We start from the raw sequence: 24,854 nt of genomic DNA, 5'->3' as shown, positions 1-24,854 counted from the left end.
AATGAATCTGACAAACCTCAAGCGAACAACAGCTCAGGAGCCTGCCAGAGCCCGATCACCCCAAAATCGGCTTCGGCGCCGAAGGGTCGGCCTGCTCTTCGGGGATCTTGACGAACACGCTGTACCGCGCACCCTCCATCGCTTCGAAGGCAATGAGTTTTTCGATCAACGGCCCGCTCAGGATTTTGCCGGCGTTGAGCAGCAACATGCCGTTGTCGGCATTGAGGTTGCGCGCCAGGATCGTCCCCGCGGTCAACTCGCGCGTAGTGCAGACTTGTACCGTCGGGTCGGACAGGGTCACGTCCTCCAGGTATTCCCCACAGGCCTTGATGAAATCCTCGACCATGTCCGGGTCGTACAGCTTGCCGGCGTACTTGCGGATGTAGACCAGCGCTTCGTCGCTGTTCATCTGCCGCTCCAGGATCAACCCGCGCTGCAGCTCGATGAAGTCCACCGCCAGTTTCAACAGCCGCGAACCGAACGGAATGGCCTCGCCCCTGAGGTGCTCGGGGAAACCGCTGCCGTCCCAACGCTCTTGGTGATGGCGAATGATCCGCGCCGCATCCTTCATCGGGTCCAGGGTCATCAGCAGCGATTCGCTCTGCTTTGGATAGGCCCGATAGAGCTCAAGTTCGTTGTGGTGCAGCAAGTCGGCGGGCGTGACCATCATGTTGTCGGTCCAGCTCAGCTTGCCGATGTTGTAGAGCGCCGCGGCCATGGTCAGGTCGCGGTCGGTGGACTCATCGAGGAAATGCAGCCGGCTATAGACCCTGATCAACTCGATGATCTGCCGGTTGGTCTGCTTGGCCTTGGGCAGGCGCAGGTTGGCGATCAGCGAAAACACTTCGGTGCTGGTCACATAACTGCGCTTGAGCTCGTCATAGGCCAAATCGAGCATGTCGGCGGTCTGCTGCAGCTCGGAGGTGCGCGACGCCACGCGTTTTTCCAGGGTGGCGTTAAGGGTCTTGAGTTGCTGGTTCTGCTCGCGGTTCAGCGCTTCGAGGCGCTGGCGCTCGCTTTCGGAATGCTGGTGGGACAGGGCCTGGCGCAAGGCCTGCACCAGTTCCTCATCGTTCCAGGGCTTGCTGAGGTAGCGATAGAGTTGCCCCTCGTTGATGGCCTTGGTCATCATGTCCACATCGGCATAACCGGTGAGCAGGATGCGCAAGGTCGATGGGTACAGCTTGCGGATCTCGGCCAGCAGCGTGGCGCCATCCATGTTCGGCATGCGCGCATCGGTCATCACCAGGTCGACCGGCCGCTCCTTGAGAATTTCCAGGGCCTTGGCACCACTGTCGGCCAGCAGGATCTCGTACGGCTGGCTGCGCAATAGCCGACGCAGGCTATTGAGAATCGACTCTTCATCATCGACCAACAGCACCGCTGGCTTCCTTACCGGAACATCCGGCGATTGATCTTCCATTTGAAACCCCCTCCTATTCACGACAACCGTTCTACCTTACCCCCGAAATACAGGCTAGTAGATTGCGAACATTTAGACACATTTGCCATCACTGACCGAGCGTATCCCGATGAGACGACTATGCTGTATCCCATGAAGGGCCATGTACAGGCCGAATACTCATGCCAGCGAAAGGGATATCAGATGTTTCCAGGGTTCTATAGTCAGCATCAAAACGGTGCACGGCCATGAGCCTGCCGTTGGATAAAACTAATCGGCGAATCCTGATCGTCGACGACACGCCGACTATCCATGAGGATTTTCGCAAGATCCTCAGCCCCGAGGCGGACACCCAGGACAGCCTGAGCAGCGCCGAAGAGGCTTTGTTCGGCTCGCCCGTGGCGGTTTCTGGTGCGAGTTTCGTGCTCGATTCGGCATTCCAGGGCATGGAAGCCCTGAACAAGGTCGAAACGGCGCTGGCCCAGGGGCAACCCTTCGCCATGGCGTTCATCGACATGCGCATGCCGCCGGGCTGGGACGGTCTGGAAACCATCGAGCGGCTGTGGCGCGCCGACCCCAAGCTGCAAGTGGCCCTGTGCACCGCTTACTCGGACTATTCCTGGGAAGACATTGCCGATCGCCTTGAACTGGGCGACCGCCTGCTCATCCTGAAAAAACCCTTCGACGCCATCGAGATCCGCCAGATGGCCAGTACCTTGACCGTCAAATGGCAAATGACCGAAGACGCGGCGCTGAAAATGGACATGCTCGAGCGCGCAGTCGAGGAACGCACCCGCGAACTGGCCGACGCCAACATCATCGTGCAGAACAGCCCGACCATTCTCTATCGCCTGCGGGGCGAGCCGCCGTTCGCATTGATGTACATCTCCCACAACATCACCAAGTTCGGCCATTCCGCAGCGCAACTGACCAACTCGCCGGACTGGGCGCAAACCCTGATCCACCCCGATGACCAGGAGAAGGTCCATGAGGCCATGGTTCGCGTTCTGGACCGCGACACCGCAGGGGCGTCCATCGAGTTCCGCATGCACACCGGCGACGACACGTACCGCTGGGTAGAGAACCGCTACATCCCGGTGCGCAACGAGCAAGGCCTGTTGCTGGAAATAGAAGGCATCATCCTCGACATTACCGAGCGCAAGCTGGCCGAAGAGAAAATCGCCCTGCTGGCCCGCACCGACGGCCTGACCGGGCTGGCCAACCGCGCCACCATGATCGAGCGCCTGCACCAGGCCTTCGCCGCCGCTCGTCGGGGTGCGGCGCCGTTTGCGATGTTCTACCTCGACCTGGACCACTTCAAACGGATCAACGACACCCTGGGTCACCCCATCGGCGACCTGCTATTGCAGGAAGTCGCCACACGGATCAAGGCCTGCACCCGGGAAAACGACGTGGTGGCGCGCCTGGGCGGCGACGAGTTCGCCCTCCTGCAACTGGACGTCCATGAAGCGACCCATTGCGCCGCGCTGGCGGGCAAGATCCGCGATGCGCTGGTGGCACCGTACTCCCTGGACGGCAACGACGTGCGGATATCGGTGAGCATCGGCATCGCCCTGTACACCCCGCAGAGCCTGAGTGCCGACAGCCTGATGGCGCAGTCCGACATGGCCCTGTACCGCTCCAAGGAAAAGGGCCGCAACCAGTACCATTTCCATAACGAGGAAATTAACCAGGAAGTCACCGATCGGGTCGCCCTGGCCAACGATCTGCGCCAAGCCATCGAAAACCAGGAACTGCACCTGCACTACCTGCCGGAAGTCGACCTCGGCTCCGGCAAGATCCTCGGCATGGGCGTGCAAGTGCGCTGGAACCACCCCCAACGTGGCTGGCTGGAGCCGGCGGTCTTCATGCCCGCCGCCGAGAAAACCGGAATCATCATTGGCCTCGGGCATTGGGTGCTGGACCAGGCTTGCCAACAAATGCGCCAGTGGCGCGACCAGGGCATGGCGCCCCCGGTAATCGCCATCGACCTGTCCCTGACCCAGCTCAAGACCGGCCCGGAACTGATCTACGACGTGCTGCGCACCACCGCGCGCTGGGAACTGGCGCCCTGGGACCTGCGCTTCGACGTCACCGAAGCCACCCTGGCCCAGACCAAGTGGACCCACAACGACGTGCTGCCACGCCTCTGCGAGTTGGGCGTGCAGATCGCCATCGATGACTTCGGCACCGAGTACTCTTCGTTCGATTACCTCAAGACCTACCGGGTCAATCACCTCAAGCTCGCCCAGCGTTTCCTCGACAGCGCCAACGCCGATCCCGAGAATGCCACGACGTTGCGGGCGATCATCAACTTCGCCCGGGACGTGGGCATCGGGATCATTGCCGAGGGCGTGGAAACCCAGGAGCAACGCACCACGCTGATGTCCAGCGGCGGCGCGATGCAGGCCCAGGGGCATTACTTCAGCACCGTGGTCGACAGCGGCCAGGCCGCCGAACTGCTCAAGGCCGGCACCATCGTTCCGGCGACAGACCACTGGACCCGACCAGCGAGCGAGCTATCGGAGAGCAATCCATGAACCCGATGTCGGTACCTGCCAACCGGCGAATCCTGGTGGTGGACGACACACCGGCGATCCACCAGGACTTTCGCAAGATCCTCAGCCCCAGCGCCGGCAGCGATGACTCACTGGACGACACCGAGAGCCTGCTGTTCGGCACCCCACAGGTCAGCCGGCTGCAATTTCAGATCGACTCGGCCTACCAGGGCGAAGAGGCGCTGGAACTGGTCAAGCGCGCCCAGGCCGAAGGCCAGCCCTATGCGATGGTGTTCGCTGACATGCGCATGCCACCGGGCTGGGACGGCCTGCAAACCATCGAGCGGCTGTGGGAAGCCGACCCGCGCCTGCAAATCGCCCTGTGCACGGCGTTCTCGGATTACTCCTGGGAAACCATGTCCGAACGGATCGAGTTCGACGATCAGTTGCTGATCCTCAAGAAACCCTTCGACACCCTGGAAATCCGCCAGATGGCCAGCGCCATGACTTGGAAGTGGCAGCTGGCCCAGGATGCGGCGAGGAAAATGCGCAGCCTGGAGCGCACGATCGAAGAACGCGTCCAGGAATTGCTCAAGGTATCCCACCTGCTGCAATACGACGTGCTCACCGAGTTGCCCAACAGCATGTTGCTCGGCGATCGCCTGACCCAGGCCATGGCCCAGTGCCGCCGGCACGACCGGCAACTGGCGGTGATGTTCATTGGCCTGGACCGCTTCAAGCGCATCAATAACGCGCTGGGCCATCCCGTGGGCGATGAAATGCTCAAGCGAGTGGCCCGGGCACTGGCGACCGTGGTGCGTGAATCCGATTCGGTGTTTCGCTACGGTTCCGATGAATTCGTGGTGGTGCTGGGAGACATCGTCGACCCGCAGCAGACCAAAGGCGTGGCCGACAAACTACTGGCGGCCATCAGTTCCCCGCAACCCATCGACGGCCATGACCTGACCGTCACCGCGAGCCTGGGCATCAGCGTGTACCCCTCCGACGGTTTCGACGCCGTGGCGCTGATCAAGAAAGCCGAGACAGCGATGCGCAACGTCAAGGAAACCGGCCCCAACGACTACCGGTTTTTCACCGAAGACATGAACCGCCGGGCACGGCAGCAACAGACCATCGAATCGGGCCTGCGCCTGGGCCTGCAACGCAAGGAGTTCGTGCTGCATTACCAACCCAAGCTCGACCTCAAGAGCGGCAAGGTGGTCGGTGTCGAGGCGCTGGTGCGCTGGAACAGGCCGGATCATGGCCTGGTCTATCCGTCGGATTTCATTCCGGTGGCCGAGGACAGCGGCCTGATCGTTCCGCTGAGCCAATGGGTGCTTCAGGAAGCCTGCCAGCAGGCGTGTCGCTGGCAAGCCCAGGGCATGCGCCCGCTGTACCTGTCGGTGAACGTCTCGGCCATCGATTTTCGCCAGCGCAGCTTCGTCGAAGGTATCGCCCGCACCCTCAAGGAAACCGGCCTGGCTCCGACACAGTTGGAACTGGAGATCACCGAAAGTGTACTGATGCAGAACGTCGATACCACGGTCGCCATCCTCAAGGCCATCAAGCAGCTAGGCATTCGCCTGGCCATCGACGACTTTGGCACCGGCTATTCGAGCCTGAGCTACCTGCAGAAATTTCCGGTGGATGTGTTGAAGATCGACCAGTCGTTCGTCGGTGACCTGAGCATCGACAGCAACGACGCCAAGCTGGTGAGCACCATCATCAGCCTGGGCAAGAGCCTGAACCTGCACATCATTGCCGAAGGTGTGGAAACCCTCGAACAGTTGGAATTTCTCAAGAAGCACCATTGCGAGGAGGTCCAGGGTTATTACTTCAGCAAGGCCGTCGAACCGCAGGCCTTCGCCGACTGGATGACCGAGTGGGAAAAACGCCAGAACCCGTTTTCGTGAACACCTGAGTGTTATCAACCAAAGTTTCAAGGAAAGCATCCCATGGCGTTACATGGACTGATTCTGGCTCTCGGCCTGCTCGTGGGATCAAGCGTGACCGCTCACGCCGAGCCACTGGACGAACCCCTCAAACCCCTGCCAGCGGCTCCGGCCCTGGACCCCAAGCGCGTCCAACTGGGGCTGCGGCTGTTCAATGACCCGCGGCTGTCGGTCAACAACACCCTGTCCTGTGCCAGTTGCCATCGCCTGGACAAGGGCGGTGCCGACGACAAGCCGTTCTCCCTGGGCTTCGACGGCAAGCCGGTGGAGGTCAATACGCCGACCGTGTTCAATGCCGGCCTGAACTTCCACCAGTTCTGGGATGGTCGTGTCGACACGTTGGAAGAACAGGTCCACGCAGTCGTGACCAGCCCGGCGGAAATGGGCAGCACCTGGGAATCGGTCGTCAAGCGCATCGCCGATGACCCCGGCTATGCCAAGGACTTCAAGGACGCGTATCCCGACGGCGTGACCAAGCCCAATATCCAGGGCGCACTGGCGGATTACGAGCGCACCTTGCAGACACCCAATTCGCGCTTCGACCAATACCTGCTGGGCAATACCGACATCCTCACGCCCCGGGAAAAGTTCGGTTACCAGCGCTTCAAGGAGTACGGCTGCATCGCCTGCCACCAAGGCGTGAACATCGGCGGCAACATGTTCCAGAAGTTCGGGGTGATGGGCGACTACATCAAGGATCGGGGCAACCCTACCCGAGCCGACGAAGGACGCTTCAACATCACCGGCGATGAAGCCGACCGCCAGGTCTTCAAGGTACCCAGCCTGCGCAATGTGGCCGTCACCGCCCCGTATTTCCATGACGCGTCGGCACCGACCCTGGAACGCGCGGTGGAGGTCATGTTCAAGTACCAACTGGGGCGTGAGCCCCTCAAGAACGATACGACCCTGATCGTCGAGTTCCTCAAGACGCTGACCGGTGAATCGGAGGGCAAGCCCCTATGACCACTCTCCGTCGCCTCGGCCTTGCGTTCATCGGCCTGTTGCTGGCATCGGTCCTGCTGTTCATGTACATCAATTCAGGGGCCCAGCAGGCCGCCTCGTACATTGAGTCCCGGGACCTGATTCGCCTGCTCAAGCAGCAAGACGCCATCTGGGACAACGAGGTGCTCAAGTCGCGGATCGCCCTGACCCACGACTACGATCCCCTGGTCACGCCCCTGCATGAAATGGCGCGCCTGTGGCAGCGTCTCGACGCCATCGAATCGGAGCCCGGACGCCACAAGCCGTCACTCTGGGAAGCCCAGCGCGACGAGTACCTCAAGGCGGTCAAGGAAAAGACCCGGTTGGTGGAACAGTTCAAATCCCACAACGCGGTGCTGCGCAACTCCATGGCCTTCCTGCCCTCCGCCGAGGACGACATCCAGGCCCAATTCGCCCGGCTGCCCGACACGGAGCGCCTGCAACTGCAAAACGTCGCCATCGACACCTACGACCTGTTGCTCAGCAGCATGGAGTTCGCCCAGTTGAGCACCAGCGAGGTAGCCGCCGAGGTGCTGCTGGGCCTGAACCGGCTGGACATCAACAAGGAGCGCATGCCCCAGGGGCTTCAAGGCCCCGTTGACATCCTGAGCAGGCACATCGCGCTGATCCTGCGCGAACAACCGCGGGTCAATGAGCTGTTAGCGGCCATCGAAGCGATCCCCGTGTCCGGACACCTGGACACCATTACTGACCTGTTGGAGAAAGACCAGAGCAAAGCCGCGGCCAAGTACGAACGTAACCACGTCTACCTGCTGGTGTTCGCCACGCTCCTGGTCTTGATACTGATCTGGCTGGCGATCCGGCTGGTACGCAGCTTCGCCGAGATCAAAAGGGTCAACAACGCGCTGCAAAGCGCCAACGATGAACTGGAGCAGCGGGTTGAAGAACGGACCCGCCAGCTCAAGGACACCCAGAGCGAATTGATGGACACCGCCCGCCAGGCCGGCATGGCGGAAATCGCCACCAACGTGTTGCACAACGTCGGCAACGTCCTCAACAGCGTGAACATCTCCGCCGACCTGGTCAGCCGCAAACTGCGCAGTAGCAAGGCCCAGGGGCTGGGCAAGGCGATGCAACTGATCAACGAACACGCCGATGACCTCGGCCACTTTCTCACCGAAGACGCCAAAGGCAAGCTGCTGCCCGGTTACCTCAACCAACTGGTCGAGGCCATCGCGCTCGAGCAACAGGGCCTTACCGACGAACTGGCCCAGTTGAGCAAGAGCGTGGACCACATCAAGGACATCGTTTCCACCCAGCAATCCTATGCCGGGGCCAACAGCCTGCTGGAACCCTTGGTGGTCAGCGAACTGCTCGAAGATGCCTTGCGCATGAATTCGGGCGCCCTGACCCGTCACCATGTTACGGTGATCAAGGAATACGGCGATGTGCCGCGGATCATGGGTGACAAACACCGCTTGCTGTTGATCCTGATCAACCTGATCAGCAACGCCAAATACGCCATGGCGGGGGTTTCCAATCATGCGCGAAACATGACCCTGAAGGCTGCCGTCGTCGATGGCCAGACCCTGCAAATCAGCGTCAAGGACGAAGGCGAAGGTATCCCGGAGGAAAACATGACGCGCATCTTCGCCCACGGTTTTACCACGCGTAAGGAAGGCCACGGCTTTGGCCTGCACAGTTGCGCATTGGCGGCCATTGAAATGGAAGGCCGCCTCACCGCCCACAGTGAGGGGCCAGGCAGGGGGGCGACGTTCCAACTGCAACTGCCCCTGAAACTTGCAGAAGGTGAGCCATGAATAGCATGAGTAACCGCCGCATCCTGTTGATCGACGATACACCCGCCATTCATGAAGATTTCCGCAAGATCCTCACCCCGGAGGATGACAGCAACGCTGACTTGCTGGACATGGAAAGCGCGCTGTTCGGCGAAGCACCAAAACCTGCTGCCACCGTGTTCGAACTCGACTCGGCCTATGGCGGGATGGAAGGCCTGAACAAGTTGCTGGAGGCATCGGCAAAAGGGCGTCCTTATGCCCTGGCCTTTGTCGACATGCGCATGCCCGAAGGCTGGGATGGCGCCAAGACCATCGAAGAACTCTGGAAGCGCGACCCGCAGTTGCAAGTGGTGGTCTGCACCGCCTATTCGGATTATTCCTGGGATGAACTGCTCGACCGTCTGAACGGCCACGACCGTTTGCTGATCCTGAAAAAGCCGTTCGACAACATCGAAGTCCAGCAGATGGCCAACACCCTGACCACCAAATGGGAAATGACCTCCCGCGCGCAACTGAAAATGAACAAGCTCGAAGACCTGGTGGAACAACGCACCCAGGCGTTCAAACAGGCCAGCGAGCTGCTGCAAATGGAAATCGACGAACGCAAGATGCTGGAAACCCAACTGGTGCAATCGGAAAAGCTCGCCTCGCTGGGACAGTTGGCGGCTGGGGTGGCCCATGAAATCAACAACCCGATCGGTTTCATTTCTTCCAACCTGGGTGCATTGGACGGCTACTTCGGCAAACTCCAGGAAATGCTCAGCGCCTACGGCAGCGCCGAGGGGGCCATCGCCTCGCCGGAGCTGGTGGTGCAATTGCGCAAGCTGCGCGAACAGGTGGAGCTGGACTTTCTCGTCGAGGACATTCCCCTGCTGATCAAGGAATCCAAGGACGGCATTGGCCGAGTCGGACAGATCGTCAAGGACCTGAAGGATTTCTCTCGCGTCGATTCCAGCCAGGAATGGCAGATGGCCAATTTGCAGCACGGCATGGATTCGACGTTGAACATCGTCGCCAATGAAATCAAATACAAGGCCGACGTGGTCAAGGAGTACACGCCGTTGCCGGAAGTGGAATGCCTGCCGTCGCAGATCAACCAGGTGATCATGAACCTGATCGTCAACGCCGCCCAGGCCATCGGCCCCGAGCGTGGCACCATCACCCTGCGCAACGGCGTTGGTGATGAAACCGTATGGATCGAAGTCGCCGACAACGGCTCGGGCATCCCCCCCGATACCCTGCAGAAAATCTTCGACCCGTTCTTCACCACCAAACCCATCGGCCAGGGCACAGGGCTCGGGCTGTCGTTGTCCTACGGCATTGTGAAAAAACACAACGGCGAAATCACGGTACGCAGCGAAGTCGGCGTCGGCACCACCTTCCGCGTGGAATTACCGTTGCGGCAGATGAAGCAGGCGGGCTGAGCAACTGTATCGCCTAACAGCAGCGAGCAGGCTCTTGTGGCGAGGGAGCTTGCTCCCGCTCGGCGGCGCAGCCGTCGCAAAACGCCTGACGCGGTCTACCTGAATGATCGCAGTGATCCAATTGGGGCCGCTTCGCAGCCCAGCGGGAGCAAGCTCCCTCGCCACAGCCTGCATTCCAAGCTAATGTCTCGCCAAATCGCCCCCCCAAGGAAACCGTATGAGCCTGTCGCTGCTGAGCCGTTACGCCTTCTTCGCCGGCTGTGTCATCTTCACCCTCGCCAGCCTGCCGTTCCTGCAACACGACTGGCTCTGGCCGATGGCATTGGTGACGGGGCTGTTAAGCCTGCTGGGGCTGTTCGACCTGCTGCAAAGCCGCCATGCGGTGCGGCGCAACTATCCGATCCTGGGCAACATCCGCTACCTGGTAGAAGGCATCCGCCCGGAGATCCGCCAGTACCTGCTCGAATCCGACAGCGAGGCCCTGCCCTTCTCCCGGGCCCAACGTTCGCTGGTGTACTCCCGGGCCAAGAACGAAAGCGCCGACAAACCCTTCGGCACCCTGATCGACGTCTACCAGACCGGCTTCGAATTCATCGGCCATTCCATGCGCCCGGCACCGTTGAGCGATCCCAGCGGTTTTCGCGTGACGGTCGGTGGCCCGCAGTGCACCCAGCCGTACTCAGCGTCAGTGTTCAACATCTCGGCGATGAGTTTCGGCTCCCTGAGCGCCAATGCGATCCGGGCGTTGAACCAAGGCGCCAAGTTGGGCAACTTCGCCCACGACACCGGTGAAGGCAGCATCAGCCCCTACCACCGCGAACACGGCGGCGACCTGACCTGGGAACTGGGCAGCGGCTACTTCGGCTGTCGCACCAGCGACGGGCGCTTCGACCCGGAGCGCTTCGCCGTCCAGGCGCAGAACCCGCAGGTGCGGATGATTGAAATCAAGATGAGCCAGGGCGCCAAACCCGGCCATGGCGGGATCCTGCCCAAGCACAAGGTCACCCGGGAAATCGCCGAGACCCGGGGCATCCTCATGGGCGAGGATTGTGTTTCGCCGTCACGCCACAGCGCGTTTTCCACGCCGATCGAACTGATGCAGTTCGTCCAGCAACTGCGCGAACTGTCCGGCGGCAAACCGGTGGGCTTCAAATTCTGCCTGGGCCACCCCTGGGAATTCATGGGCATCGCCAAAGCCATGCTGGAAAGCGGAATCCTTCCCGACTTCATCGTGGTGGACGGCAAGGAAGGCGGTACGGGCGCGGCGCCAGTGGAATTCACCGACCACATCGGCGTGCCGCTGCGTGAGGGCCTGCTGTTCGTGCACAACACCCTGGTGGGCCTGAACCTGCGGGACAAGATCAAGCTCGGCGCCAGCGGCAAGATCGTCAGCGCCTTCGACATCGCCAGCGTCCTGGCCATCGGCGCCGACTGGGCCAACGCCGCGCGCGGCTTCATGTTCGCCATCGGCTGCATCCAGTCCCAAAGCTGCCACACCAACAAATGCCCCACCGGCGTCGCCACCCAGGACACCCTGCGCCAGCGCGCCCTGGTCGTCCCGGATAAAGCCCAACGGGTCTACAACTTCCACCGCAACACCCTCAAGGCCCTGGCCGAAATGCTCGCCGCCGCCGGGCTTGAGCATCCCTCGCAACTGCAACCCAAGCATCTGGTGCGGCGCATGTCGGCCACTGAAATCAAGTTGTTTTCCCAGCTGCATGTGTTTTTGAAGCCGGGGGAATTGCTGACGGGTGAGGTCGATGGGGCGTTTTATTCGCGGATGTGGCAGATGGCGCGGGCGGATAGTTTTGAGGCGCGGGAGGTGGTGACAGCATGTAAATCGAATCTTGCTAACGCTTAGGCTTTCGTGGGGAGACAATAGGGTCCCACCCTACACAACGCACACGCCTGTGAACTCGGATGTAGCGGTGGGCAACGGCCAAAGAGAATGTGGCCTGAAGGTGAGAGATGAATCAGCTATTTTTACGGCAGAAACCCGACAAGCATTGGAGATGCATATCCCGCTATCACCAGGGGTCATCCATATACTTTTCCGAGTCGACTATTTCTTTCATGACAATGAAATCACCAGATTCAGTGATGTAAATGGAATAGAATTTTCTATCCACGACAAGCTTCGACATTTTGCTGGAGGACATCGCCGCCTCGAATACTTCCCTTGTGCGACCATCAACATTATTAATACCTAGCCTTGGAAAAAACTGCGGATGCAACAGCTCACTTGCATTACTCAAAATATACCTCAATACCGGCATATAGCTCATTGCTGGGTGCCCCATAGGCAACCAGTTCCCATTCGCTCGGGGTCCAATGAAGAAAATTACTTTGCTAGGCTTCAGTTCATCAGTTGCGATAATGTCATAGGCGATAAATGTAGCCAGAGCTGTTTCAAGCTCTTTCTTTGCAACAATGACCTGCCCATAAGCAAAACAAAGTGAATACATACACAAGACCGGAATAATTAAAAGCAACCGTAGCCCGCTCCAAACACGCCCCAAGCACTCATAATTAAGCAGAAACAAAAAAAACAACACACCAGAGAATCCCAAGAAATTTCTGGCAAAAATGTTTTTTTCATCCAACAACAACATAGCGCCAGGAACACCTACTATCAGTACTGGTATCACAAGCAGATAGACGGCCAAAACCAGAAGCCTATCCCCTCGACCACCCTCTAATATAAAAATATTTTTACCCAACCTTATAAACTCTATGCCAGCCACAAGCAGAATCAAGATAGAAAAATAAAAATTACCTGAATTAACAAGTTCCAAAACCCTCTCCATCGAGAACAAAAGCTTCCCACTCACTACTTCAAACCAATGCTGATCAAGAGGTATAAAGCTCCCTCGCGAACTAACAACCATCTGAAAGGCTGTAAGGTAATATACAAATCCTCCTAAGGCTAGATGCAACGCACGCTGCCCCAAGCCGAGCAGCACCACTCGCGCAGGTATTTTATTTCGCACATTCCACATACACTCCACAAAACACAAACTTATAAAAACAGTTACCGTCAGTTGGTAAAGGCTCAGCATAACGGCCAGTAGCAGGGCCGACAACGCCCCGCGCAAATACACACTCCCGCGGTTACAGGTCAACGCATAAATAGCGGCCGCCACCGCAAGCATCATTCCAGGCCCATCATACTGATAACTAATATTTCCTAAAAAAAATGGATTACATAAGATAGGAAGTACGACTAAACATGCGCTCCACCTCGGCCGAGAGAAGAACCAGAACGTCAACAAACTCATCGCATGGGCCAGTACAAAGGTAGCAATCAACAAGGGAAGTGGGAATATATTGATGGAGGCGTTATTAAAGGCCAGAAATTTTGTTACCCCCTCAGCCAACACTCTGCCTTGGTTCCTCCAAGCTTCGTCCGCCCACAAAAGCGCTCTCCAGTTGTCATCTATATAGGCGTAATCGGCATGAATAATAGGAAACACATATAATAAAGAAGCAAGGATAAAAAAACCAAATACCTCACCTCTACTGAACGCTCTCTCTCCCCCCATAGCCTCCACCCCCATGAATCAGAACGTGCTTAACCAACTTATCTAGTCTCGCCAACCACGTCCTTAATTACATATCTTGGACGATGCTTAGTTTCCAGATAAATTCGTCCAACATACTCACCCAGCACCCCAATCCCAATAAGTTGCACACCGCCCAAAAATAAAATCGCAGTCATCAATGACGGGTAACCTGGCAAATCGTTTCCGAAAAACAACTTACCTAAAACCATGTACACTGCATACAACATCGAAACCATAGAAATACAACCGCCTACATAAGTCCACAGCCGCAACGGCACCGTACTGAACGAAGTTATGCCTTCCAGCGCCAAATTCCACAACTTCCAACCGTTGAATTTGCTATTGCCGGCTGCGCGAACAGCGCGGTCGTATTCGATGATGGCGGTGTTGAAACCGGCCCATGACAATACGCCTTTCATGAATAGCTGATATTCGGGCAATGTCTTGATCACCTCCACCACTTTGCGATCAAGCAACCTAAAGTCCCCAACGTTCCGTTCAATATGAGGGTAGGCAATCCGATCCAGCAGCCGATAGAACAGCGCAGCGCATCCACGCTTAAGATAGCTGTCGGAGGTACGATCACGCCGTTTGGCCAGCACCACTTCGGCGCCCTTCTCCCATTCGGCGATCAGCCGTGGAATGACGTCGATGGGATCTTGCAGGTCTACGTCCATGGGGATCACCACCTCGCCGCTGGCGTGCTCAAGGCCGGCAAACAGGGCCGGTTCCTTGCCAAAGTTACGGGAGAAGTTGATCAACAGGACCCGGCTGTCCATCAGGGCGATATCGCGGGCGATGGCGGCGGTCCGGTCGGCGCTGCCATCGTTGATGAATACAATCTCGACGGCGTGGTCTTTCAACGCCGGATGCTGACGGACACTTTCATAAAACAGATTGATGGCCTGTTCTTCATTGAATACCGGAACGATCAACGAAACGTTCATTGGCGATGTCCACGAAACACCACAAACCGGGACAACAGGAAACCGATCACCAGGCTCAACAGCGAAAACACCGCCACCGTCAGCAGGCCGTGGACATACCAGCGATCGCCCAGGTAACCCACGATGAAACTGAGGGCCCCCATGACGCCGAAGAAAAAAACATAGCCCAACGCTGAGGTCTTGGCTTCGAAGGTGTAGAGCGCATTCACATAAAAAGCGAATGAGGCCGCCACGCAAAAGGCCGTGAAATTACTCATCGCTTGATTGAGACCGAACGCCACCCGCAGCACGAAAAATATCTGCCAATGGATCAGCATATTAGCCAGCCCCACCAGGGAGTAGCTGAAAAACCCTTTCCATAACGTTTTCATGGATGCCCCCGACCGGGACGGTGGTTCAGGCGACTTAATCTAGGGTTCTGTCGGTGTGCGGTCTACTGTAAGAACTAACAGGTGTCCTGTCGTTCAGTTGGCTGTGGCGCAGAAAAAAGCCCCGATCATCTGACCGAGGCTCTCTTTACATCACCCTCAACTTACGAAGCTGAGCGCACCGCCCCCTGCACATCACCGGTCGGTTGCAACTTGAAGGTGTAAAACAACACCGTCAGCAGCACCAGGAACGCCGGGCCGACATAAAGCGCCACGCGAGTGTCCGGGAAGTACGCCATCAGGCCCACCACCAGCACCAGGAACGCCAGCGCCAGGTAGGAACTGACCGGGTACAGCCACATGCGATACTTCAGCGCCGCACGTTCCGAAGCGCTCAGGCTTTTACGGAATTTGAGCTGGGCCAGCAGGATCATCACCCAGGTCCAGATCGCGCCGAATGTGGCGATGGAGGTCACCCAGACGAAGACTTTCTCTGGCACCAGGTAATTGAGCAGCACGCCCAGCAACAGCGCGGCAATGGACAACAGCAAGGCGCGGCGCGGCACGCCGTTGGCCGAAGTGGTGGCAAAACCGGCCGGGGCCTGGCCATTCTGCGCCAGGCTGTAGAGCATCCGCCCGGTGCTGAAGATGCCGCCGTTACAGGACGACAGCGCGGCGGTGATCACCACGAAGTTGATGATGCCGGCGGCGGTCTTGATGCCCAGGCGCTCGAAGGTCATCACGAACGGACTGCCCTGGGTGCCGATCTCGTTCCACGGGTAGATCGACAGGATCACGAACAGCGCGCCGACGTAGAACAGCAGGATCCGCCAGAACACCGAGCCGATGGCGTTGGGGATGGTTTTCTGTGGGTTCTTCGCTTCGCCGGCTGTCAGGCCGATCATTTCCACGCCCAGGTAGGCGAACATCACCATTTGCAGGGACATCAGCACGCCCTGCACGCCGTTGGGCATGAAACCGCCGTGGGTCCAGAGGTTGGAAATGCCCAAGGCCACGCCATCGTTGCCGAACCCGAAGGCGATGATGCCGACGCCGCCGATGACCATGGCGATGATGGTGACGATCTTGATCAGGGCGAACCAGAATTCGAACTCACCGAAGGCCTTGACCGCGATCAGGTTGATCGAGCCCATGCTGACCAAGGCGGCCAGGGCCCAGATCCAGCGGGGCACATCGGGGAACCAGATGCCCATGTACACCGCCACCGCGGTGATCTCCGCCACGCAGGTCACCAGCCACAGGAACCAGTAGTTCCAACCGGTCAAGAAACCGGCCAGCGGGCCGAGGTAGTCCTGGGCATAACGGCTGAACGAGCCCGCCACCGGGTTGTGCACGGCCATCTCGCCGAGGGCGCGCATGATCACCAGGATCGCCAGGCCGCCAATGATGTAGGACAGCATGATCGCCGGGCCGGCCATTTCAATGGCCTTGGCCGAGCCGAGGAACAGCCCGACACCGATGCAGGCGCCAAGCGCCATCAGGCGGATGTGCCGCTCACCGAGCTCACGTTTGAGCGGACCACCCTGAGCGGTCTCGCCATGGGGCAGATGATTGCCGACAGCCATAGGGATACAACCTCGTCTTGTTATTGGATTGACCACCGAGTCTCCAAAGCCGCAGGTCGATGAACCTGCCACTTTGCCGAAACCGGTCTGTTTCGTGGACAGACCGTCCTGTGAACAGCGCCCTCAGGATCAGCGGGCCGTGCAGTATAAAAAGCCAGGGATAGAGAGATTCACTGTAAAACCGGGGAAATTCAGGGAGAAACCTCAGTAGAAACCGTGTTTCCGGAGATGCATTATCTGGACGACAGACCTTTCCGAAAGCGCCGCCGAGTATTGCACAGGGAGGGTGCAGCGTCATGCCTGGGCATGGGTGGATGGCTCTAGCACAGGCCTTACAGACACCACCGCCCCACCGTGGCGAGGGAGCTTGCTCCCGCTGGGTGGCGCAGCCGCCCCGCTTTTTCCCTCCCCAAGCAGACGCCTCAACCGTGCCACCGTTGCGTCTGCTGCGCAGCCGAGCGGGAGCAAGCTCCCTCGCCACGGGTACTACAGCGTTTTCGGAAAAGTCGCTCAGCCATCAGCGCGTCGGATTATCGTGGGCGAAACTACGATAAATGGACACCCCAATCATAGGAAGCCAAGGAATGCGTCCTCAACGTCCAAACTCTCATCGCCTGCGTCATGGACGCTTTTCGGAACGTGGACGAGGTTATCTCGTCACTGCGGTCGTTCATCAACGCATGCCTATCTTCAAGGACTTGCGACTGGGTCGTCTATTGATTGCTGAAATGCGCCTGGTCCATGAGCAAGGCCTGGTCAATTCGCTTGCCTGGGTTGTAATGCCCGACCATCTGCATTGGCTGGTGCAATTGGAACGAGCCCAACTCTCTCAGGTCATGCAGACGATCAAATCCCGCAGCACCCTTACAATCAACCGGGCCATGAACAGAACCGGCGCCTTTTGGCAAAGCGGCTTCCACGACTGCGCGATCCGCGACAACCAATCCCTTCGCCCCGCTGCCGACTACATCACCGCCAATCCTATTCGCGCGGGGCTGGTGGAGCATATTGGCGACTACCCGCATTGGGATACTGCATGGATCTAATCGTTTGTTGAGCCAAGGCTGACGCCCCCACTCTTGAAACCACCGAGCACCTGTGGCGAGGGAGCTTGCTCCCGCTGGGTGGCGCAGCCGCCCCCGCTTTTTCATCTCAAAGCAGACGCCTCAGCCGTGCCACCGTTGCGTCTGCTGCGCAGCCGAGCGGGAGCAAGCTCCCTCGCCACAAGAGCCGTCAGCCAGTTGATCAGTCAGTCAGCTCGGCAATGACGTCAGCCCACAATTTCCCCTCCCCCCACGCCAACCACCGTCTAAGCTTCAAGCAAGTCCGATCAATCTGCGTGAATGGATCAGTCGACTATGGGCGCTTTGTGGCAAACCGATTCGAATGAACCTGTGGTCCCGACTGAACGTATGGAAGAAGCGCCTTTACCTCAAAAAAAACGCCGCGCCCGGCATGGCTGGCGGGCGTTCTGGTTGTTGTTGCTGATTATCGTCGTGGTGGTCGGCCTGGCGGTGGCCAAGGAAATGCGCACCTCGCGCTTCCAGGCCCAGGAAATCAGCAAGTACGCCGCGTCGCTGAACTATTCGGTGCAACCAGGGCCCAGCGATGCCATCATCTACCCGGGTGCAGGCCCGTTCGACCGGCGGTTGGGCTATAGCTCGCTGGGGGAGTTTCTGCCGCGGTTGCTCAAGCGCGACTACGTTATCCAGGCCCAGGCCCGTTTCTCACCGGCCTTGATGAATTACGTCGAAAAAGGCCTGTTCGTGCCCTACGCCGAAAAGATCCAGGCCGGGCTGACCATCACTGACTGCCGCGCCGCGCCGGTGTATCAGTTCAAGTATCCGCAGCAGTTGTACGCCAATTTCGATGCGATCCCACCGGTAGTGGTGCAAAGCCTGTTGTTCATCGAGAACCGTTTCCTGCTCGACCCCAAGCAGCCCTTGGCCAACCCAGCGGTAGACTGGCCGCGTTTCGCCATGGCGGCCTGGTCGCAAATGGCCAAGCTGTTGAGCTTGCCGGGACAATCCGCCGGCGGCAGCACGTTGGCGACGCAGTTGGAAAAATACCGTCACTCCCCCGAGGGCCTAACCGTGTCGGGCGGGGAGAAAATCCGCCAGATGATTTCCGCCAGCGTGCGGGCCTATCAGGCCGGCCCGCAAACCCTTGAGGCGCGGCAGCGGATCATCCGCGACTACCTCAACAGCGTACCGCTCTCCGCCGTGCCCGGGCATGGTGAGGTGCATGGCATGGCTGAAGGCTTGCGGGTTTGGTACGGCGCCGATTTCAAGCGGGCCAATGAACGCCTGTCCAGTGCCGCCAACGACCCCAAGAGTCTGGCGGAAAAAGGCCTGGCCCTGCGGGAAATGCTGTCGTTGATGATCGCCCAGCGCCGCCCGTCCCATTACCTGTCCAAGGGGCACGAAGAGCTGGCGCGCCTGACCGACAGCCATATCCGGCTGTTGGCGCAGAACGGCGTGATCGATGCGGCACTGTCGGAGGCGGCCCTGGCGAGCCAGGTCAGCTATCGCGACTGGGTCCAGGACCCGACCGTGCAACCCAACGAAACCAACAAAGGCATCAGCGCCGCCCGCAGTCGCCTTGCCACGCTGCTCAATCGCCCGCTATACGACCTCGATCGCCTGGACCTCTCCGCCACCAGCACCTTGCAAAGCGACTTGCAGGCCCAGGCCACCGAGTACCTCAAGCGCTTGGCCGACCCGGCGTTCGCTGCCGAGATCGGCCTGATGGGCGAACGCTTGCTAACCCCCACCAGCACCACCCAGGTGCGCTACAGCTTCACCCTGCTGGAACTGACCCCCGACGGCTCGCGGGTACGGGTGCAAACCGACAGCACCGACCAACCCTTCGACATCAATGAAGGCAGCAAACTGGAACTGGGCTCCACCGCCAAGTTGCGAGTCCTCACCACGTACCTGCAGATCATCGCCGAGCTGCACGAGCGGTATGCCGAGCAGACCCCGGCGGCGTTGAAGAAGGCCGATATCGCCGAACAGGATCGCCTCTCGCGCTGGGCCGTCGACTATTTGATCCAGAACACCGACCGCAGCCTGCCGAAGATGCTGGAGGCGGCCCTGGACCGCACCTATTCCGCCAGCCCCGGCGAGGCGTTTTTCACCGGTGGCGGCCTGCACACCTTCCACAACTTCCGCAACGAGGACAACGGCCGCAACCCGACCCTGCGCGACGCCCTGCGCGAGTCGATCAACCTGCCGTTCATTCGCCTGATGCGCGACCTGGTGCGCTACGCCACCTATGCCGGCCCCAATAACAGTTCCGAGCTGCTCAAGGACGATAAGGACCCGCGCCGCCAGGAATACCTGGCCCAGTTCGCTGATCGCGAAGGCACTTCGTTCCTGCTCAGGTTCTGGAAGAAGTATCAGAAAAAGGACACCAGCCAACGCCTGGAAACCTTCCTCGACGGCATGCGTCCCACGGCGATCCGCCTGGCGGCGGTGCACCGCTACTTCTTTCCTGGCGACAGCCAGGAAAGCTTCAACCTGTTCGTGCGCTCGCACCTCAAGTCGGTCAAGAACCCCGAGAAGCTCACCGACGAACGCCTGGAACGGCTCTACCAGAGCTACGGCCCCGGCGCCTATGACCTGCCGGACCAGGGTTTCATCGCCAAGGTCCATCCACTGGATTTATGGTTGATGGGCTACCTGCTGAATAACCCCGACGCCAAATTCAGCCAGATCGTCAAGGCCAGCGAGTTCGAACGCCAGGAAGTCTACAGCTGGCTGTTCAAGAGCCGGCACAAGAGCGCCCGCGACAGCCGTATCCGCACCATGCTGGAGATCGAAGCCTTCCTGGATATTCACCAGCGCTGGCAGAAAGTCGGCTACCCGTTCGATCACCTGGTGCCGTCGCTGGCCACCGCCATCGGCAGCTCCGGCGACCGCCCTGCCGCCCTTGCCGAGCTGGTGGGTACCATCCTCAACGACGGCATCCGCCAACCGGCGCTGCGCGTCGACAGCCTGGACTTTGCCGTCAACACGCCCTACGAGACACGGCTGGTGAGCAACCCGGATAACGGCAAGCGCGTGATGCCGGTGGAAGTGGCCCGGGCCCTGCGCGGCGCGCTGTCCCAGGTGGTGGATGCCGGCACCGCGAAACGCGTGGCCGGCAGTTTCAAACTGGCCGACGGCACACCGCTGGCCATGGGCGGCAAGACCGGCACCGGCGACAACCGCATCGAAGCCATCGGCTCGGGTGGGCGGGTGATCAGTTCCAAATCGATCAACCGCACCGCCACTTTTGTGTTCTACATCGGCGACAGCCATTTCGGCACACTCACCGCCTTTGTCCCAGGGGCCTCGGCACAGAACTTCAAATTCACCTCGGCCTTGCCGGTGCAAGTGCTCAAGGGCATGGCGCCGTTTCTCTCGCCGTACTTGCAGCCGGGTAGTCATACCCAGTGCAAGCCGTTGGTGGCAAGCCAACCATAACTCCTGTGGCGAGGGAGCTTGCTCCCGCTGGGGCGCGCAGCGGCCCTGAAACCTGACGACGCGGTGGATCAGAGTGATTACGAGGCCCTTCAGGGGGGCCGCTTCGCAGCCCAGCGGGAGCAAGCTCCCTCGCCACACAAAAAATCACAGAGTTACACGGGGTACCGCATCGAAGATGACAGTGAAGTTCGCGGTGTACAGGCCAGGAAGGCGAGAGATGGGCCACTCACTCGCATGGATAAACATCTCCACCTGGGTCCCTGGCGTGGATGTGGCGTCATCGACTACTTCTTTAGGCACCTCGTTCAAGAATACGTCGTTGAAAAAGACACGCAGAGGTATGCGCGTGCGACCATTGGACAAAAAAGAGCCCCCCTCGATGTGGGCATGAATCGAGCCATCGGTATTCTTCACATCAAAGGTCTGGCGTATGGTGCTCAAGTCGTAGGTTACAGTGTTGTAATACATGTACTCATCTTTACCGAAATCCGGATTGCGTGGCTGCACATGAAATTGCTTGTTCGGAATGTTTGCGGTGATATGGATCGGTGCGCGGGCATCATCAGCGGCCAATACCAACGAAGGGCTCAGGGCTGCAACAACCAGGGCTGTTACGGACACGATTTTGTTTAACATACTTTTTTCCTTCTGATTAATGAAACGAAGTGGAGACTCCCCGTGGCACGGTGAGTTACTGGGTGACCCGAGGGACTGCGTCGAAGACCACGGTGAATTGGCCGGTGTACAAACCTGACTGCATGGGACTAATCGGGAACGGCGCGAAGATGCGCATCTCAGCCGTCGTACCGGGCGTGGACGTGGCGTCATCCACCACTTCCTGCGGTGTTCCTTGCACGTGAACATTGTTGAACATTACAACAGTGACAATCGGATACTTGTCACCGTGCAGCCAGGAATCCCCTTCAAGGTAGGCATGGACCGAACCGTCGGTATTCTTTACATCAAAGATCTGGCGCACCGGAGATAACATTCTGGTCACAGTATTGAGGTGCATGACCTCGTTCTTACCAAACTCCGGATCCCGTGGCATCACATGAAACTGCTTGTTCGGAATGTTCGCGGTGATATGAATGGCTGCGTGTGCATCATCCGCCGCCAACACCCATGAAGGATTCAAGGCTGCAACGACCAATGCCGTAAAGGACACTATTTTCTTAAACATGCTGAATTTTTCTTATGAGTAATGAAACAAAAATACAGATCAGAGGCTAACCCGAGGGACCGCGTCGAAGACCACGGTGTATTGCCCGATGTACAAACCTGACTGCATGGGAGTAACCGGGAACGGTGCGTAGATGTACATCTCAGCCGTTGTACCGGGCGTGGACGTGGCGTCATCCACCACTTCCCTCGGCAAGTGGTTCAGCAAAACGTCGTTGAACATGACGAAAGCAGGAATCGGATATTTGCCAATAAGGTCGGTGGAACCTTCTACGTAGGCGTGAACCGAACCGTCGGTATTCTTCACATCGAAGATCTGGCGCACCGGAGACAACATTCTGGTCACCAGGTTTAGGTGCATTACTTCGTTCTTACCAAACTCCGGATCCCGTGGCATCACATGAAACTGCTTGTTCGGAATATTCGCCGTGATATGAATGGCTGCGCGTGCATCATCCGCCGCCAACACCCATGAAGGATTCAAGGCTGCAACGACCAATGCCGTAAAGGACACTATTTCCTTAAACATGCTGAATTTTCTTATGAGTAATTAAACGAAATACATACCTGTGGCGAGGGGATTTATCCCCGTTGGGCTGCGCAGCAGCCCCACAGTCACCTTAATCTGTCTGATCCACCGAGTTGTCTGGTTTAGGGCTGCTTCGCAGCCCAGCGGGGATAAATCCCCTCGCCACAGAGAAATTCCTTCATCAGAGAGAAATCCTTCACCTCAGATAAATCCCCTCACCACAAAATCAGCGGGTGACCCGAGGCACCGCGTCGAAGATCACGGTGAAGTCAGCGTTATACATACCGGGAGAGAGTGGGCTAGTAGGCGAGTTCGCAACCATGATTAGCATCTCCGCCTGGGTGCCCGGTGTGGACGTGGCATCGTCCACGACTTCCTGAGGCAGGTTGTCCAGAGGTACACCGTTGAATACCGCCCTCAGGCTTACATGATCCACCCCGTTGCTCAGATAGATGGCACCTGTGCTGTTACCATTCTCAACATAGGCATGGACGGAACCGTCGGTGTTCTTCACATCATATATGTGGCGCAAAGGCGTAAATCTGTAGGTCATGGGGTTGTAGTACATGTATTCATCCTTGCCGAAATCCGGGTTGCGGGGCTGCACATGGAACTGCTTGTTCGGGATTTTCGCTGTGATGTGGATAGAGGCGCGTGCATCGTCCGCCGCCGACACCCATGAAGGACTCAGGGCCGCAACAACCAAGGCCGTGACGGGCACTATTTTTTTTAACATTGTTTGATACCTCTTCTGAGTAATGAAACGACATGCGGACTCCCTGTGGCGAGGGAGCTTGCTCCCGCTGGGTGGCGAAGCCGCCCCACGCTTTTCCAACCAACTGGATACCTCTGACTTGCCATCTTTGCGGCTGCTGCGCAGCCGAGCGGGAGCAAGCTCCCTCGCCACAAAAGCCAGTCAGGGCGCAATCGCGTCGAACACCATGTGCACCGTGCCGTAGTAATCACCCGACCTGTATCCATCACCGGGCTTGATCGCGGCGATTTCCAGGGGCACCTGGCGTCCGGGCCTGGCTTCGAGCGCCGTCACGACCTGGGTCGAGTCCAGGGTCAGTTCGACCTCGTTGAACTTCACCCGCAAGTCGATCCGCTCGCGGCCATTGGATAAATAGGCCTCCTCGGCCAGGCGCGCACCGATGCCGCCAGTGGTGTTCTTCACCTCATACGTCGCCCGCAGCGAACCGAGCTCGCCGGTGATGTTGCTGAACGGTAGGCGTTGCTCACGCTGGACCAGTTGCGGGTCGAGGGGCAGCACAAAAAAATCGACCGTCGGGATGGTCACGTGGAGTTCGAAGGTTTCCCGCTCGACCGCTCCCCAGGCCGAAACCCAGGGCAGCATCAGCGCGGTCAACGCAAGAGGGCTTAGCAGTGTCTTGGACATATTGATTACCTGTGGCGTCTGCGACGGTTCGGCGACGACAACCGTCAACCCTTGATCTCGACGGCTTGGCTCTTGCTGCCCTCGATCAGCGTGAAGCGGTACTCACGCCCCGCCTCCTTGTCGAAGGAAAACGTGCGCCCGGCCATGACGTGGTGCTTGGTCGTCGGGCGGCAGTCGCTATCCGTCTTCGCGTCGCAATCCTTGAACTCATCGATCACCACGACGCTGTTGCCGTTGTTGCGCATCAGGTAGCGATTGGCGCTGTCATCGATCACCGTCTCGAAACGGGTGTTCTTGGGTCGTACGAAAAACACCGTGCCGTAGCCCGCCAGGACCTTGACCCCTGCCGCCACCCGCTCCTTCTTGTACGCTTCGCGTTCCTCGGCGCTGACGGCAAATTCATCCTCGACTTCCGGCACCACCGGCACGAAACGCACCCGGAAATAGCGCTCCTTTTCGCGGTTGCCCATGAACAGCAACCGGGTGCCCTGCATGCCGTTGGCCGGCACGATCAGCCGCGCCGGGCTGGCCATCAGGCCATCCTTGGAGGTGGCGCCGGCCTGGTTCTCCAGGGGCAATTCCTGGTAGCTGCCGTCCTCGTTGTAGACGATCTCCAAGATGTTGACCTTGACGAACGCCGTGGACGTCCCGCCGTTGAACACCCGCTTCATGTAGGTGCTTTTGTCGCCGTCGAGATAGTCGTAGACCACCCCGACACCAATCTGCGGCCCGGCCTGGGCCATGCTGCAAAACAGAAGAAAACCAACCCATGCCACTAGATGCTTCATCACTTC

The 24,854-nt window shown here is 58.8% G+C and carries 19 protein-coding genes; 8 read left to right on the top strand and 11 right to left on the bottom strand.

What is annotated here, in order from left to right; all coding sequences use genetic code 11:
* Nucleotides 1-55 precede the first annotated feature (55 nt).
* The gene (locus tag V7773_RS24390) at nt 56-1,423 is read right to left on the bottom strand and encodes an HD domain-containing phosphohydrolase (RefSeq protein WP_336075661.1); all 1,368 of its coding nucleotides are present in this window, start codon (nt 1,421-1,423) and stop codon (nt 56-58) included.
* A gap of 227 nt (nt 1,424-1,650) precedes the next feature.
* Between V7773_RS24390 and V7773_RS24385 the strand changes: the two genes are divergently transcribed.
* From V7773_RS24385 to V7773_RS24360, 6 genes are all read left to right on the top strand, one after another.
* Nucleotides 1,651-3,942 (top strand): GGDEF/EAL domain-containing response regulator, encoded by a 2,292-nt coding sequence (locus tag V7773_RS24385; protein ID WP_336075660.1) that lies wholly within the window; start codon nt 1,651-1,653, stop codon nt 3,940-3,942.
* A complete protein-coding gene (locus tag V7773_RS24380; protein WP_336075659.1) occupies nt 3,939-5,813 on the top strand; it encodes a putative bifunctional diguanylate cyclase/phosphodiesterase in 1,875 nt (624 codons plus the stop codon). Before V7773_RS24385 ends, V7773_RS24380 begins: the two co-directional genes overlap by 4 nt.
* Before the next feature lie 42 nt (nt 5,814-5,855).
* The gene (locus V7773_RS24375; protein ID WP_063324561.1) at nt 5,856-6,815 is read left to right on the top strand and encodes a cytochrome-c peroxidase; all 960 of its coding nucleotides are present in this window, start codon (nt 5,856-5,858) and stop codon (nt 6,813-6,815) included.
* The gene (locus V7773_RS24370) at nt 6,812-8,614 is read left to right on the top strand and encodes a DAHL domain-containing protein (protein WP_336075658.1); all 1,803 of its coding nucleotides are present in this window, start codon (nt 6,812-6,814) and stop codon (nt 8,612-8,614) included. Before V7773_RS24375 ends, V7773_RS24370 begins: the two co-directional genes overlap by 4 nt.
* Nucleotides 8,611-10,017, top strand: a complete 1,407-nt coding sequence (locus V7773_RS24365) for an ATP-binding protein (protein ID WP_336075657.1) — start codon at nt 8,611-8,613, stop codon at nt 10,015-10,017. Before V7773_RS24370 ends, V7773_RS24365 begins: the two co-directional genes overlap by 4 nt.
* Before the next feature lie 217 nt (nt 10,018-10,234).
* A complete protein-coding gene (locus V7773_RS24360; protein ID WP_336075656.1) occupies nt 10,235-11,878 on the top strand; it encodes an FMN-binding glutamate synthase family protein in 1,644 nt (547 codons plus the stop codon).
* A gap of 166 nt (nt 11,879-12,044) precedes the next feature.
* On the opposite strand, the gene V7773_RS24355 is transcribed toward V7773_RS24360, so the two are convergent.
* The 4 genes from V7773_RS24355 to V7773_RS24340 all read right to left on the bottom strand — a co-directional run bounded on the left by V7773_RS24355 (nt 12,045) and on the right by V7773_RS24340 (nt 16,481).
* Nucleotides 12,045-13,574 (bottom strand): glucosyltransferase domain-containing protein, encoded by a 1,530-nt coding sequence (locus V7773_RS24355; RefSeq protein ID WP_336075655.1) that lies wholly within the window; start codon nt 13,572-13,574, stop codon nt 12,045-12,047.
* 23 nt (nt 13,575-13,597) lie between these two features.
* Nucleotides 13,598-14,527: a glycosyltransferase family 2 protein gene (locus V7773_RS24350; RefSeq protein WP_336075654.1), complete on the bottom strand. Its 930-nt coding sequence runs from the start codon at nt 14,525-14,527 to the stop codon at nt 13,598-13,600.
* Nucleotides 14,524-14,898: a GtrA family protein gene (locus tag V7773_RS24345; RefSeq protein WP_336075652.1), complete on the bottom strand. Its 375-nt coding sequence runs from the start codon at nt 14,896-14,898 to the stop codon at nt 14,524-14,526. The genes V7773_RS24350 and V7773_RS24345 overlap by 4 nt, the downstream gene beginning before the upstream one ends.
* Nucleotides 14,899-15,059: 161 nt before the next feature.
* Nucleotides 15,060-16,481, bottom strand: a complete 1,422-nt coding sequence (locus V7773_RS24340; protein WP_092413052.1) for an amino acid permease — start codon at nt 16,479-16,481, stop codon at nt 15,060-15,062.
* A gap of 584 nt (nt 16,482-17,065) precedes the next feature.
* On the opposite strand from V7773_RS24340, the gene V7773_RS24335 reads away from it, so the two are divergent.
* Both V7773_RS24335 and V7773_RS24330 read left to right on the top strand, forming a co-directional pair.
* A complete protein-coding gene (locus V7773_RS24335) occupies nt 17,066-17,527 on the top strand; it encodes an REP-associated tyrosine transposase (RefSeq protein WP_336075649.1) in 462 nt (153 codons plus the stop codon).
* A 312-nt stretch (nt 17,528-17,839) separates the two neighbouring features.
* Nucleotides 17,840-20,950 (top strand): transglycosylase domain-containing protein, encoded by a 3,111-nt coding sequence (locus tag V7773_RS24330; protein ID WP_336075647.1) that lies wholly within the window; start codon nt 17,840-17,842, stop codon nt 20,948-20,950.
* Between the two features lie 144 nt (nt 20,951-21,094).
* Here the strand turns inward: V7773_RS24330 and V7773_RS24325 are convergent, their stop codons facing one another.
* The 6 genes from V7773_RS24325 to V7773_RS24300 all read right to left on the bottom strand — a co-directional run bounded on the left by V7773_RS24325 (nt 21,095) and on the right by V7773_RS24300 (nt 24,848).
* Nucleotides 21,095-21,586, bottom strand: coding sequence for an adhesin (locus V7773_RS24325; RefSeq protein ID WP_336075645.1), 492 nt, complete (start codon nt 21,584-21,586; stop codon nt 21,095-21,097).
* Between the two features lie 55 nt (nt 21,587-21,641).
* Nucleotides 21,642-22,133, bottom strand: coding sequence for an adhesin (locus V7773_RS24320; RefSeq protein ID WP_336075644.1), 492 nt, complete (start codon nt 22,131-22,133; stop codon nt 21,642-21,644).
* Between the two features lie 39 nt (nt 22,134-22,172).
* Nucleotides 22,173-22,661 carry an adhesin gene (locus tag V7773_RS24315; RefSeq protein ID WP_336075643.1) on the bottom strand — a complete coding sequence of 163 codons (489 nt, stop codon included), beginning with the start codon at nt 22,659-22,661 and terminating at the stop codon, nt 22,173-22,175.
* Between the two features lie 226 nt (nt 22,662-22,887).
* On the bottom strand, nt 22,888-23,397 hold the full coding sequence (locus V7773_RS24310) for an adhesin (RefSeq protein WP_336075641.1): 510 nt from the start codon (nt 23,395-23,397) through the stop codon (nt 22,888-22,890).
* 180 nt (nt 23,398-23,577) lie between these two features.
* Entirely contained in the window at nt 23,578-24,060 is a 483-nt protein-coding gene (locus V7773_RS24305) for a CS1 type fimbrial major subunit (RefSeq protein WP_336075639.1), read from the bottom strand.
* Between the two features lie 44 nt (nt 24,061-24,104).
* Nucleotides 24,105-24,848 carry a molecular chaperone gene (locus V7773_RS24300; protein WP_336075637.1) on the bottom strand — a complete coding sequence of 248 codons (744 nt, stop codon included), beginning with the start codon at nt 24,846-24,848 and terminating at the stop codon, nt 24,105-24,107.
* Nucleotides 24,849-24,854 lie beyond the last annotated feature (6 nt).

Origin of the sequence: Pseudomonas sp. 3JA, from assembly GCF_036961705.1 — a bacterium.
In the GTDB taxonomy this organism is placed as follows: domain Bacteria; phylum Pseudomonadota; class Gammaproteobacteria; order Pseudomonadales; family Pseudomonadaceae; genus Aquipseudomonas; species Aquipseudomonas fluorescens_Q.
The sequence above is the reverse complement of the archived record's forward strand: the minus strand, read 5'-3'. Positions and strand labels throughout refer to the sequence as shown.